Below are 12,442 nucleotides of genomic sequence, written 5' to 3'. Positions count from 1 at the left end.
TTACACACCCATAGGCTTCAAAAGGCCGACGACTTCGTGGACCTCTTTCATGTGAATTTCTGCAAGAGCGGATGCGTGAGCTGCGCCTTTGGCCAAGATCTTGTCGAGCTCATCCTTATCTTTCAGGAGGCGCTGCATTTCTTGACCAATGGGCAAAATTTGGGCGATTAGTAAATCCGACAACTCTTTCTTGAACGTGGAGAAAGTGCTCCCCGCAAAAGTCTGACACACTTGATCTGGCGTTTGGTTGATGAGAGCTGCATAGATATTAATGAGGTTGGTCGCTTCGGGGCGTCCCTCAAGAGCCTTAGCAGAATCCGGGAGCGGATCTGCATCGGTTTTGGCTTTGCGAATTTTTAAAGACAGGGTGTCCGCATCATCCATCATATTGATGCGGGAGTACTCAGAAATATCCGATTTGCTCATTTTGGAGGTGCCATCGCGAAGGCTCATGATGCGTGTTCCAGCGCCAAAAATGAGGGGCTCTGGCAGCTTAAATACCTCTTTGTTAAACTCACGATTGAACATACCAGCGATATCGCGCATCAGCTCAACATGCTGCTTTTGATCTTCTCCAACGGGCACATGGGTTGCTTTGTATATAAGGACATCGGCGGCCATGAGCACAGGATAAGCGAGGAGCCCGAGACACGCGGTATCTCGTTGATTACCGGCTTTCTCCTTATATTGAGTCATCCGATTTAACCAACCCATGGGCGTGATGCAGCCAAATATCCACGCAAGCTCTGTGTGAGCGGGCACATGACTTTGCACAAAAATATGAGATGTCACGGGACTGATACCGCTGGCAATGTAGGCTGCGGCCATGATGCGGGTATTCCCGACGAGATTTTTAACATCCTCGAGGGTTGTCAAAGCGTGAAGGTCCACAATACAAAACAGGTTCTCATCCATTTCCTGCTGCATGGCAACCCAGTTCCGGATAGCGCCGAGATAATTGCCTAAATGAATGTCTCCTGTGGGACGAATGCCAGAAAGAACCCGTTTCATTTTTGTCTCCTTGCCAAATTAATTACGTCGTAAAGCCTGGCGAATATGGGTCAGATTAAACGCACCCGTCAATTGTCCCATGCCACCAAAAATAACCATACCGCAGATGATGATGCTTAGGACAGCCGTGATTTGCAGCAGAAGCGAATCGGGAAGGGTGGTGAGCCATCGATCACGGGCGAGGATCAGCCCACCGCCCATGGCTGCGGCTGAGATCAAAACTTTCATGGCCGTGATTTGTATTTGTCGGTTGAGGGAAAACCACCCCCGGCGGTGAAGAACGAGGAGAAGAAGACCCGCATTCACCCAAGCGGCAATGGATGTAGCCATCGCCAAGCCCACATGAGAGAAGGGGCCCATGAGAATGAGGTTGAGGAAGAGATTGCAAACAATGCTGATGACCGCAATTTTGACGGGTGTCTTTGTGTCCTGGCGAGCGAAGAATCCGGTTGCAAAAACTTTGCTAAATACATACGCAGGAATACCCGTGGCAAATGCAGCAAGAGCCGCGGCTGTTGCGGTGACTTGATCGCCTTCTAAACCATAGATCAGATCAATAATTGGATAAGAGAGAAGGACCAACCCCAGGGCCGCCGGTATCGTTAGTTGAAGGGACACTTCAACGGCGATGCCTTGGTTGACAAGGGCTTTTTCAAATTCTCCAAGCCGAATCTGACGGGACAAAGAGGGCAGGAGCGCGGTCCCCATGGCGACACCAAAGAGGGACAGAGGAAGTTGGTTGAGCCGATCCGCATAATGAAGGAAGGAAATGGAGCCCGCGGGAAGAAGGGAGGCAAACACCATGTCGAGCAGTAAATTGATGTTCATAACGCCCGCGCCAATGGCCCCAGGAACCATAAGTCGTAAGACTTTTCGCACCTCTGGTGTGAGGCGCGGCAGGCGAATTTTTAATCGAAATCCGGTACGCCAAACTGCCCAATAGAGCCAAACCAATTGCAAAACACCTGACAAAAATACAGCCCAAGATAAAGCCTTTCCAGTGACTAGGTCCGCATAAGAAAAGATGATCATCGACCCAATCATGATGATGTTGAGGATGATGGGAGCAGCGGCAGCGGCAGCAAATCGGTCTAGGGAATTCAATACGCCACTGAGAAGAGCGGATATGGAAATAAATAAAATATACGGAAAAGTGATTCGGGTGAATGTGATGGCCATTTCAAGGCGGTCGCCCGAAAATCCAGGGGCTATGACCCCCATGACCCAAGGGGTAGCCACAACAATAAAGAGCACGAACAAAATCAACGTTGTGCCCAAAACGGCCATCACCCGTTCGGCTAAAAGTTTGGCAGACTCAGTACCTTCACTGGCAAGTTGTCCTGAAAATTGGGGGACAAAGGAGGCGTTAAAAGCTCCTTCCGCAAAGATGCGGCGAAAGAAATTAGGGAATTTAAAGGCAACGAGAAAGGCGTCCGTAATGGGGCTTGCACCGATAATATGCGACATCAGACTTTCCCGGATCAGCCCAAAAATACGACTGACGCCGGTAAATCCTCCGACAGTGGCCATGGCCCGGATAATGCGCATATTATTTAGGCTCCAGAGTTAAGAATTTGAGGCAGCTGCTGGTGCTTTTTCAGATTTTACCTGACACTCATACTTCTTCTTTAACGCTCCCAATTCTGTTTTCATTTCACTGGTTATATGAGGGAAGTCCGTTTGTAATTTCCGCCAGGCTGTACAGGCATCATCCTTTTTCCCTTGTAAGGCAAGAGCTTCTCCAAGCCTCAATAAACAGTCCGGCGCTTTTGGTCCCTTCGGATTCTTTTTATAGGCGTTCACAAAAAGAATTTTTGCCTCTTTATGTTTGCTTTGTTTCAAGCATGACTCAGCTTTCCAATACATTGCCTTTGAAACCAATGGGTCTTTTGGGTAGGTTTTAATAAAGTAACTAAAGGCACGTTCCGCTTCCTTATAAGCACCACTATTATAGAGCGCAAACGCTTCATTATATTGAGCCTCTGCATTTCCAGCGGAAAGGGTAGGCGCCGTTTCTTCAGCATGTTTCGTCGCTGTTTCTCGAATCTCCTCTATATCTTTTTTCTGTTTCTTCTTTAGGGGACCATCGTGCTCATCGTCACTTGGGGCGGATTGTTCAAGAAGCTTTAAGACGGACTCGGTTTCATCATCTTTATCTGTTAAAGGAACCGCGGAGGGGGCTGCAAAGGGCTGGTCAGCGTCCTTTTCAATTCGACTTTTGATAGGTTTTGCATCACGGTGTTCCTCATGGGGGTCATCTCGGTGCACATCCCGGTGTTCACCATGAGGCTCAACAGCAGGTGCTGACTTCTGAGACGCGAGATCCGAGCGCAAATCCGCGTTCTCCATTTGGAGGCGTTTAATATCATCATGAAGAGTGCGCATTTCTTCTTTCATGATTCTTAAGTCTTCGCCTGTCACTTGGGAACCTGGGTTGGCATCATCTGTTTTTGCGCCGCCTGACAACTGGTTTTCCAAATCCTCAATTCGAGCACTCAGGGCTCCAATGGCAGCGGTGCTATCCTCTGCTTTTATGGGAAGGCTAAATCCAGATATGAGGGCACAAGTCGCGAGTAGAGAATAGAGTGAGAGCCTTGATTTCAATGGTATGGGTAAAGTCATGATGCATCCTCTTTTTAGCATATATATTAATATAAGCCGTTTTTAGCAGATTTCTTTAAAAAGTGCGACTAAATTCATGAGCTTACGACTTCTCCCTTCTTGATTCCTTTGGCAGGGTGAGTGCATTAACCTGGCGGAGAGTTTCCTGGCGCACCTCCGGAGAAAGAAGGGGAACAACTTCATCCCTGTATTTTGCGGCATCTTGGGTAACGTCCCCTAAATCTGAAGTGTTCAGAGACGCCATGCATAAATAGAAATAAGCTTTTGCAGGATCAGTGGCTGTTCCTTGTCCTTCTTTGTACATAATTCCGCTGTTAAATTGGCTAGGCCCATACCCAGCATCAGCGCCTTTCAAGTAATAATGTAAAGCTTTCTCCTCATTTTTCTCAACACCTTCACCACTGAGGTAAAGGCCGGCAAGTTCGTCTATCGCAGGCGCATAATTTAGAGAAACAGCTTTTTCGAGAAGAGCCAATCCCTTTTGAAAGTTTAGATGATGACTTGAAGGCATAAGATAAATATAAGATAGAAGATATAAAGCATGTGGGTTGTTTTGAGCAGCAAAAGGTTCAAGAGTTGTAATTGCATCTTCATACTTTTCATGAATGATAAAGTATTCGCCTTTGTGAAGAGAGGCATATGTTGGAAGCCCCATACTGACTAAGAGTAATATGATCAATAATAGGGATTGGGTGGTTCCAATAAATTTTTTCAAATTGTTCATTTCGCAATAATCTTTCAAAAATATATAATAATTTGTATTATTTGCAATTATTTATCGAATGTGTCGCATGTTTTGCAAATTCTTTCCCGATTTTAACATTCTTTGATAATAATTTCGCCTCTTATTTAAATAGATTAAAATTTTATCTTCTTGACAAATATTGTGCCATGAATATTATAAAATCCAGCTGTACGGAAATTTTTATATCAATATTATAAAATGCAGCTGTACGTATTTATTTATTAGGAAAGGAAGAAAAATGGCAACAAGTGAACGTCTTAAAACAATTGACAGTCAAATTAATAAGTTGCAATCCCGCAAAAAAAAGCTTGAAGAAAAAAGAAAAAATCAAATCACAACGATATTAAATCGATGTGGGGCTAATAAGATGTCGGACGAAGTACTCGCTGGTGCTGTATTAGAAGCTGTGAGAGCTTTTAATCAGAATGACAAGCGAATTTCAACATGGCAAACCGAAGGTTCTAAAATCTTGAGACCTGGGAGAGGTAAAAAGAAATTTATTTAACAAAGTCTTATACGTATTCAAAATCCGCCCTTGATTATCAACGGCGGATTTTTTATAGTCTTGCTTAACTCACACTCGCATAGGTTGAATATTTACAACTCGATATGTGGGCAAGCAAGGGGTAGACATGAAGAAAAAGTCCCAAGGTTTCGAGAATACCTTCCAAGAAGTCTTGTTGGTCTGTCTTCTCCTTTTATCTTTGATCTCTTGCCGTACAACCTCTGATCCTCCCCATGAAATTCTCGATCGCTCTCATATCCAATCGCTCAAAAGTATACCTGAAAACAGTCGCCCACCCCCAAGGGCATATTTAAAACCGAAAAAAAAACCAGCTCCTGCTCCTCACCCAGCCTTTAAAAAGCGTGTCTCCATAACTATAACGGAGGAAGTCCCCTTAAAAGATGCTTTTGTTGAACTGGCGCGGCAAGCTGAAGTTGGCTTGGCGATGGACTCAAAGGTAACGGAGCGCTTGCAGTTCTCCGCAAACAATCGCCCTTTCATTGACGTTATGGACGATATCTGTGAAGTTACGGATTTGAGGTACAAAATCTCTGGCCCGTCGATTCGAATAGAAGTCGATACGCCCTATGCCATGAATTACAATCTCAATTTTCTGAATCTTGCTCGACTTGCAGAAAATCGCATTTCAATTGCAACAGACGTTTTCTCGAGCATCAAGGACACCAAGTCATCTGCAGATAATGGCTCAAACAGTACGATCTCAGGAAAAGGAAATAGTGACTTTTGGACAGAGCTCGACGCGAATTTAAAAACGATTTTAAGTGCCTATTCGACCGAAAAAGAGGGCGCAAGCTATAGTCTCCATCGGCAAGCGGGTGTAGTTTCGGTTTATGGAACGGGGCGTCAACATCGCCTTGTGGCGGAGTACTTAAATAATTTGCGAGCGGGTGTTTCTTCCCAAGTTCTCATCGAAGCCAAAGTGATCGAGGTGAGCCTGAAGGATCAATATAAATGCGGTATCAATTGGCAAAAGTTGGCAGGCGGGGCATTCCACAGTGACTTGGCTCTGGGGGATTTGGCCCAAAGAGGACGCTTTATGGACCCCACAAGTGCTCAAACAGATATGCTATCCTTTGGCTTGCAGGGCAAAACCTTCTCTGGGCTACTCAAGGCCATTGAAGAATTTGGGGCGTCTCGGACCTTATCCAGCCCGCGACTGACCGTGATGAATAACCAAACAGCCATTTTAAAAGTGGCCCAAAACCAAGTCTATTTTCGCCTAAACTATGACAAACAACTTAATCTGTCCGTAAATCGAGAGAGTATTAATGTATCTAGTGATATTCAAACGGTTCCCATTGGGCTTGTGCTGTCTGTGCAGCCCTCCATCGACCAGGAAGCCGGAGACATTATCCTGTCTTTGCGCCCAACTATTTCAAGGCTAACTCATTCGGTCAGCGATCCCGCCGTTGAAATCGCTTTTGCCAATGCAAAGTCATACGGGGGGCCACAACCCAAGCCTTCCCTCATTCCTGTGGTGGAAGTGCGTGAAATTGACTCAGTTTTGCGCCTCAAATCAGGGGAGATTGCGGTTTTGGGTGGATTAATGGAGGCCAGGACAACGAATGGGACTGAAAAAATGCCTGTGGCTGGGGATTTGCCGGTGATTGGTCAATTGTTTACGTCTTCAGCGGATGGGGATGAGGTTGTCGAACTTGTGATCCTCCTCCGGGCCAGCATTATTGAGGATGCGCCTCCCCTCGATGCCGCGGATGAACGGTTGTATGAGGACTATTTTGAGGACCCAAGGCCAATGCGGAGGGAATGATAAAAGGCATGGCGGGGAAGCCATGCCTTTCAAAAGTTTAGAGTGAGCCAGCTGTGAGTACTGAACTCTATTTCTTCCCACCAAATTTTTGTGCTGTTTGAAGAGTCTTATTATCTTTCATAGCTGCATTGAGATTGGTAACTGTTGTTGTAAGCATTTCTATCTTATTCGTTAGAACTTCAATTTGCTTTTTATGTTCGGCTTTACCATCATCAATCTGTTTTTGTAAGTTTTTAAATTTCTCAGCAAATTGCTCAAATACCCAGTTAAAAGGATTCTGCTGTGCATTCTTATGAAAGATCACCCCGCTAGCTTGCCCGTATCCAGCTTTATAAAGATCTGACACATCCGTTGATGAAAGCATATTTTTTCCATGTTGCAACGCAGCGCTATCGGATAAATCACAATAAATGGTGTTAGGTGTTTTTGCACCATTAGGTAAATCTTTGTTCAGCTCAGCACAAAAAGCACCCCAGCCATGAACTACGTCTGTGGCAAGATCTCGTGAATATTCAGCCTTGGTAGAATTCGCGAATATAAATGTTGAACAAAATAGAGCAATAGAGGTCTTTTTCATCATAATTCTCCTAGTAAATATTAAATTATCTTTTATATTTTAATAGAAGATTGGTTAAGACTTATCTAATAAATCAATATTTTAGATATAATAGGTGGGTATTAAACAATGAAGTCATTGCGAGGAGTGAAGTGAATTAACTTGGGAAAGAATCAATCATCCCCTATATCAGCGGATACTCACGGGCTTTGAAGAGTTGGTAATGCCACCATTCGTTTTGAAATAAATCCCAACCGGCGCTCATCATGATGCCGAGAAGTAAATATCGGTTGGCACAGACTTTCGCGGACAGGCCGGCCGCGCCATGATGGGATTGTATGGTAAAGTCATCAAAAGGGGTTCCCATATCAAGCTCCTGGCCGTTAGCATCCACCAAGTTCAGATCGATGGCAATACCGCGGGTGTGGGGGGAGCCTTTTTCAGGAGGCGTGACATAATTAGGGTCTGGTGAATGATCCCACAAGGCTTGTTGCACCTCTGGCGGGCGATAAGCATCAAAAATCTTGAAGGTTAACCCTTGTTGTTGGGCAAGGATGAGGGCTCTCTCAAACAACACAAGCGCATCTTTGTGAAGAAAACAGCGGTGATCATGGTAAATTCTTTTACCTGTAACGTTGTTTTCTGTTGCATAACGCAGTTCAAGAAGAATATTATGGGAGGCTTCTGTAATTTCAACAAGGGGACTGATAAGACCTTGCGAATTTTGGTCAGGATCCATATGGGGTTGTGGGCGATTCTGCGGCATGATGTCACTCCCTATAGTAAAGCGTTAGATATACTTTTATGAATACATCACTTAAAGACAGGCATCAATCCATAAATATCCTCGCCTTTGATACATCTGGGGATGAGGCGTCCTTATCCGTTTGGGCGCGTGGGACTATGCGCAGTCTTTCTTTGCCTTTTGGAACAGGCTCCCACAGTCAAGCGGCGCAATTGTTGCCTTCTATGAAAGATTTGCTAAACCAAGCATCCATCGATTTTCAACAGCTTGATGTGGTTGCAACGCCCAGAGGGCCAGGATCATTTACAGGCATTCGCCTCGGGCTTGCAACGGCGCAAGGCTTGCTCTTATCCACGAAAGCCACAAGTTTTGCCCCGACAACTTTTGAGATACTTGCCTTTGGGGCCTGGAGGGAGCAACTTGCGTCTTATCTTGTTACGATCGCCACAAAGCGGGATACCTTTTATGTGCAAGGGTTTGATGAAATGTTGAATCCTCTATTTCCTGCTATCATAAAGACAGAAGAAGAGGTTCAAGAGCTATTGGCCACAAAGAGGGATATGCAACGAATTATCTCCCTTCCGACGTTGAGTTCACATAATTTGATTCATCTTTATTTGCATAAGCTGACCACAAGTCAAGATCCGACATTATGTATAACGAAAGAGTTGCCAGCACTTCTTGCTCCTTATTATTTACATAATCCTGAATTTGTGATGCAAAAGCTATGTTCTCTATAGTTCCTTTATCGACAGAAGATGGTGGCAAATTAGAAGCGATTCATGCCACCTGCTTTCCGGATGCTTGGGACCGCGCAACCTTCGATCAGCTTTTGAAAGAGAAAACGACCTGCGGATGGATGGCTATGGCTCCTAACCACACCCCGGTTGGATTCATTTTGGCAAGAGGTTTAGGCGAAGAGGGGGAGATCCTCACATTTGCTGTTTGCCCATCTTCTCAAAGAGGAGGGGTCGGAAAGCATTTATTGAAAGAATTGGTCGGCTTTTTAACGTCTGTCGGGGTTCAGAAGATCTTCTTAGAAGTTGCCCAGGATAACGAAGCGGCGATAGCTTTGTACAAATCCCTTAAGTTTACCACCGTGGGAACACGTCGAAATTATTATCAACGCGCAGATCATACCTCTGTTGATGCTGCTGTGCTCGCTTACATAAATGAATAATTAATAAGTTCCCCCATATAATCAAAGACAAGGGATCAATCAATGATATTGGGAGAACCAAGTGGTCAAGAAACTCTGCTTTGTGTTGTCAATGTTGGTTTTGAACACTCACGTCTACGCCTCAGCTCCAATGATTGAGAAACCAAAACACAGCGAAATATATTTAGATGAGAAAATAAAGGAGTTTGATGCAAAACTTTCAGAGTATTTGCATGTACCTATTAAAAAATTTAGCTCCATACTCAATGAGATCGCAGACTATATCTATTTAGAAGAATTTACACCCCTCCATCAGGAAATTAATCACCTCCAGCGGGAGCTAGCGCAGCTCAAGCGTGATTTGAAGGATACAAATATCAAGGTGCAAACACTCACTAAGCAAGTCGAAGACCTTCAACGGACCAAATAATGAAGGCAAAACTGAAACCCCCCGTAAAGGGAACTAAAGAAATTAAAGAACCTTTTTTCTCGTGGGCTACCTTCTTTTATTTGAGGCAAATGCCTTACGTTTTACTTTCTTTGTGGTGACGATAGACTTAAGCCCCCAAAGAATATGGGTGAGGCAATAACCCAGTAAGGCTGCTCCAATAGATACCACCATAACACCAACAAAATAGGGTTTTCCAAGGGAACCTACCCAGATCATCAAGTCTTTGAAGAAAGCGGAGAAGGTTTCTTGTTGCCATGAAAATGTAGGATAAGAATTGATTTGAGAGGGCTGGGATAAGATCATTAAGCCCACTTTATACATAAAGTAATTGATGGCAATAGCCGTGAAAGGATTATTGATCCAAGTCAACGCGACAGCGATGGGCAGATTTACCGAAAAGAAAACGGCAAGAAGGGCTGCCCAAAACATTTGAAAGGGTAAGGGGAGAAAGTTAATAAGCAACCCAATCGCGACGCCACCAGCAACAGCATGCCGATTGAAGTGAAACAATTCTTGTCGTTCAATTCGATGCTTAATTTTTCTTAAGGATTTGCTCTGCTTGAGTGTCTTCAGGCTGGGAAGCTTCCTTTTGAAGCGATGTATCATGAATCAATCTATACCCTAGGAGGAAATGAAACAGAAATGAATCTTCTATCTGTAGTCTAAAATCTTTGGTGCTTGAGATCTACAGCGGGTATTGTTCTTTCGTAGATGAGATTTTTATAGAAGATATGTATTAATATGCGTTCTAAGTACTTTGAATGCCTAATGTTTCCATCTATTTTTTAAAAAAGTTAATGTTTATGAAAAAAAGACTTGTTCTTTTTCTCTATTAGATTTATAAAATCAAGGACTGAACTATAATAAATAGAGGATTTACAAACTATGTCAGAACACCAACCTATTCGACTCGAACTACTAAGTTTAACTGCTGAGATTGTTGCGGCCCATACATCTAATAACACAGTAGCTCTTACAGATTTACCAACCGTGATTCAACAAATTTTCATCACACTGTCTAATTTAAGCACAGATGGTGTCCAAGGCGGGCTAACAACACGTCCAAAACCAGCTGTTCCTATTAATAAATCAATTACAGATGAGTACATTGTTTGTCTTGAAGATGGTAAGAAGCTTCAAATGCTAAAGCGCCACTTGAAAACAGTATACAATCTATCTGTTGAACAATATCGTGAACGCTGGGGTCTTCCTTCAGATTATCCAGTTGTTGCACCAAACTATGCGAAGCGTCGTAGTGAAATTGCCAAATCAAGCGGTTTGGGAATGTCACGTCATCGTCGCAAGAAATTAAAGGTTGTTGAGAGCGTTGATAACATCTCACAAGTTGCATAAAGCAAGTTTAACCCGAACAGGTTAACTCCTTACAGGCGGGGGGTCAGAAATTCGAAAATATACTTATGTTGTTTTTTGAATTCTGACCCCCAATCTTTTACAACCCTGAACCTTGGCACTTGAACCTCATGTCTCTTGAAACACATCAGAAAAAGAAACTCTACATAAAAACTTATGGCTGTCAGATGAATGTTTATGATTCTGAACGCATGGCCGATATTCTTGCCCCTCTTGGATATGGATTAACAGAAACCCCTGATGATGCTGATATGGTGATATTAAACACCTGTCATATTCGAGAAAAAGCAGAACAAAAAGTCTTTTCAGATTTAGGCAGACTCCGGGATAAGCGTGAAGAACGCCGAGAACGGGGCGAGGACACGGTGATTGCTGTTGGCGGGTGTGTGGCTCAAGCAGAAGGGTCAGAGATTATACGCCAAGCTCCCTATGTAGATATGGTATTTGGTCCCCAGACTTATCACAGACTCCCCGAAATGGTGGCAAGGGCAACCCGTGAGGCTGACAAGGCCAGGAAACCAGGTCAAAAAAAGGGCTTAGGGATCGTGGATGTTGATTTCCCAGCAGAATCAAAATTTGACCATTTACCCCAAACTGCAGAATCCAGAGCAACGGCATTTTTATCCATTCAAGAGGGGTGTGATAAGTTTTGCACATTTTGCGTCGTTCCTTATACGAGAGGGGCAGAATATTCCCGCCCGGGCGCAGAAATATTGACAGAGGCAAAGCATCTCATGTCTTTAGGGGCCAAAGAGATTACGCTTCTTGGGCAAAATGTAAATGCCTATCATGGAGAAGCTCCACAAGGGAACATGAGTGAATCACCGGAGTGGGGTTTGGCCCGTTTGATTCGTGAGCTGGCAGACCTAGGAATTGAGCGCATCCGCTACACCACGTCTCACCCTCGGGATATGGACCAAAGCTTAATTGAGGCACACGGGGATGTCCCTGCCCTCATGCCTTTCCTTCACTTACCCGTTCAGTCCGGCAGCGACCGCATTCTGGAAGCCATGAATCGCAAACATACCGCTCAAACTTATTTTGATATTATTGATCGCTTGCGCGCAGTGCGACCTGACATTGGCCTTTCTTCCGATTTTATCGTTGGATTCCCAGGAGAAACGGACAAGGATTTTGAAGATACACTCGAATTGGTAAGACGCGTTAATTATGCCCAATGCTACTCCTTCAAGTATAGCATTCGGCCAGGAACGCCAGCTGGAGCAATGGAAAGCCAAGTTCCAGAAGAAGTGAAGTCAAGCCGTTTGCAAGCCTTACAAGATTTGCTCAATGAGCAGCAGTTGGCTTTTAACCAAAGAACCATTGGAACCATCCAACCGGTTCTTTTGGATCGAAGGGGACGCGTTGAAGGTCAGTTTATCGGTCGGTCACCTTATATGCAATCTGTCGTGGTATCCGCGTCTGACCGTCTATTTGGACAGGTTGTGGATGTGCGCGTCGAAGAGGCGCACCCCAATAGTGTAACAG

General features: G+C 44.4%; 14 protein-coding genes. 7 read left to right on the top strand and 7 right to left on the bottom strand.

Annotated elements, in window-relative coordinates:
- The 4 genes from trpS to K2Y18_09845 form a co-directional block, all read right to left on the bottom strand.
- A complete protein-coding gene (trpS, locus tag K2Y18_09860) occupies positions 1–1,011 on the bottom strand; it encodes a tryptophan--tRNA ligase (protein MBX9806036.1) in 1,011 nt (336 codons plus the stop codon).
- An 18-nt stretch (positions 1,012–1,029) separates the two neighbouring features.
- Positions 1,030–2,559 carry a murein biosynthesis integral membrane protein MurJ gene (murJ, locus tag K2Y18_09855; protein MBX9806035.1) on the bottom strand — a complete coding sequence of 510 codons (1,530 nt, stop codon included), beginning with the start codon at positions 2,557–2,559 and terminating at the stop codon, positions 1,030–1,032.
- A gap of 18 nt (positions 2,560–2,577) precedes the next feature.
- Positions 2,578–3,633, bottom strand: coding sequence for a tol-pal system protein YbgF (gene ybgF, locus K2Y18_09850; protein ID MBX9806034.1), 1,056 nt, complete (start codon positions 3,631–3,633; stop codon positions 2,578–2,580).
- Between the two features lie 82 nt (positions 3,634–3,715).
- Entirely contained in the window at positions 3,716–4,357 is a 642-nt protein-coding gene (locus tag K2Y18_09845) for a sel1 repeat family protein (GenBank protein MBX9806033.1), read from the bottom strand.
- A gap of 259 nt (positions 4,358–4,616) precedes the next feature.
- Between K2Y18_09845 and traD the strand changes: the two genes are divergently transcribed.
- Together traD and K2Y18_09835 are read left to right on the top strand one after the other, a co-directional pair.
- Positions 4,617–4,883, top strand: coding sequence for a conjugal transfer protein TraD (gene traD / locus K2Y18_09840; protein MBX9806032.1), 267 nt, complete (start codon positions 4,617–4,619; stop codon positions 4,881–4,883).
- A gap of 127 nt (positions 4,884–5,010) precedes the next feature.
- Positions 5,011–6,672 (top strand): hypothetical protein, encoded by a 1,662-nt coding sequence (locus tag K2Y18_09835; GenBank protein MBX9806031.1) that lies wholly within the window; start codon positions 5,011–5,013, stop codon positions 6,670–6,672.
- Positions 6,673–6,739: 67 nt separating this feature from the next.
- Here K2Y18_09835 and K2Y18_09830 read toward each other — a convergent pair whose 3' ends face one another.
- On the bottom strand, positions 6,740–7,252 hold the full coding sequence (locus tag K2Y18_09830; GenBank protein ID MBX9806030.1) for a hypothetical protein: 513 nt from the start codon (positions 7,250–7,252) through the stop codon (positions 6,740–6,742).
- A gap of 160 nt (positions 7,253–7,412) precedes the next feature.
- Complete coding sequence (ddpX, locus tag K2Y18_09825; protein MBX9806029.1) at positions 7,413–7,967, bottom strand: D-alanyl-D-alanine dipeptidase; 555 nt, start codon at positions 7,965–7,967, stop codon at positions 7,413–7,415.
- A 65-nt stretch (positions 7,968–8,032) separates the two neighbouring features.
- On the opposite strand from ddpX, the gene tsaB reads away from it, so the two are divergent.
- The 3 genes from tsaB (at position 8,033) to K2Y18_09810 (ending at position 9,562) form a co-directional block, all read left to right on the top strand.
- Positions 8,033–8,713: a tRNA (adenosine(37)-N6)-threonylcarbamoyltransferase complex dimerization subunit type 1 TsaB gene (gene tsaB, locus K2Y18_09820; protein ID MBX9806028.1), complete on the top strand. Its 681-nt coding sequence runs from the start codon at positions 8,033–8,035 to the stop codon at positions 8,711–8,713.
- Positions 8,701–9,153, top strand: a complete 453-nt coding sequence (gene rimI, locus K2Y18_09815) for a ribosomal protein S18-alanine N-acetyltransferase (protein MBX9806027.1) — start codon at positions 8,701–8,703, stop codon at positions 9,151–9,153. Before tsaB ends, rimI begins: the two co-directional genes overlap by 13 nt.
- A 61-nt stretch (positions 9,154–9,214) precedes the next feature.
- On the top strand, positions 9,215–9,562 hold the full coding sequence (locus K2Y18_09810) for a hypothetical protein (protein MBX9806026.1): 348 nt from the start codon (positions 9,215–9,217) through the stop codon (positions 9,560–9,562).
- Between the two features lie 66 nt (positions 9,563–9,628).
- Here the strand turns inward: K2Y18_09810 and K2Y18_09805 are convergent, their stop codons facing one another.
- A complete protein-coding gene (locus K2Y18_09805) occupies positions 9,629–10,189 on the bottom strand; it encodes a DUF2062 domain-containing protein (protein MBX9806025.1) in 561 nt (186 codons plus the stop codon).
- Positions 10,190–10,468: 279 nt separating this feature from the next.
- On the opposite strand from K2Y18_09805, the gene K2Y18_09800 reads away from it, so the two are divergent.
- Positions 10,469–10,936, top strand: a complete 468-nt coding sequence (locus K2Y18_09800; GenBank protein MBX9806024.1) for a MucR family transcriptional regulator — start codon at positions 10,469–10,471, stop codon at positions 10,934–10,936.
- A gap of 128 nt (positions 10,937–11,064) precedes the next feature.
- The coding region (gene miaB / locus K2Y18_09795; protein ID MBX9806023.1) for a tRNA (N6-isopentenyl adenosine(37)-C2)-methylthiotransferase MiaB at positions 11,065–12,442 on the top strand (1,378 nt) is incomplete at its 3' end.

It is taken from the genome of Alphaproteobacteria bacterium, assembly GCA_019746225.1.
GTDB lineage: Bacteria > Pseudomonadota > Alphaproteobacteria > Paracaedibacterales > VGCI01 > VGCI01.
This window is presented reverse-complemented; position numbering and strand designations above follow the sequence as displayed.

Coding starts and splice junctions, on each gene's coding strand:
- trpS (MBX9806036.1), bottom strand. CDS start 1,011: ATGAAACGGGTTCTTTCTGGCATTCGTCCCACAGGAGACATTCATTTA.
- murJ (MBX9806035.1), bottom strand. CDS start 2,559: ATGCGCATTATCCGGGCCATGGCCACTGTCGGAGGATTTACCGGCGTC.
- ybgF (MBX9806034.1), bottom strand. CDS start 3,633: ATGACTTTACCCATACCATTGAAATCAAGGCTCTCACTCTATTCTCTA.
- K2Y18_09845 (MBX9806033.1), bottom strand. CDS start 4,357: ATGAACAATTTGAAAAAATTTATTGGAACCACCCAATCCCTATTATTG.
- traD (MBX9806032.1), top strand. CDS start 4,617: ATGGCAACAAGTGAACGTCTTAAAACAATTGACAGTCAAATTAATAAG.
- K2Y18_09835 (MBX9806031.1), top strand. CDS start 5,011: ATGAAGAAAAAGTCCCAAGGTTTCGAGAATACCTTCCAAGAAGTCTTG.
- K2Y18_09830 (MBX9806030.1), bottom strand. CDS start 7,252: ATGATGAAAAAGACCTCTATTGCTCTATTTTGTTCAACATTTATATTC.
- ddpX (MBX9806029.1), bottom strand. CDS start 7,967: ATGGATCCTGACCAAAATTCGCAAGGTCTTATCAGTCCCCTTGTTGAA.
- tsaB (MBX9806028.1), top strand. CDS start 8,033: ATGAATACATCACTTAAAGACAGGCATCAATCCATAAATATCCTCGCC.
- rimI (MBX9806027.1), top strand. CDS start 8,701: ATGTTCTCTATAGTTCCTTTATCGACAGAAGATGGTGGCAAATTAGAA.
- K2Y18_09805 (MBX9806025.1), bottom strand. CDS start 10,189: ATGATACATCGCTTCAAAAGGAAGCTTCCCAGCCTGAAGACACTCAAG.
- K2Y18_09800 (MBX9806024.1), top strand. CDS start 10,469: ATGTCAGAACACCAACCTATTCGACTCGAACTACTAAGTTTAACTGCT.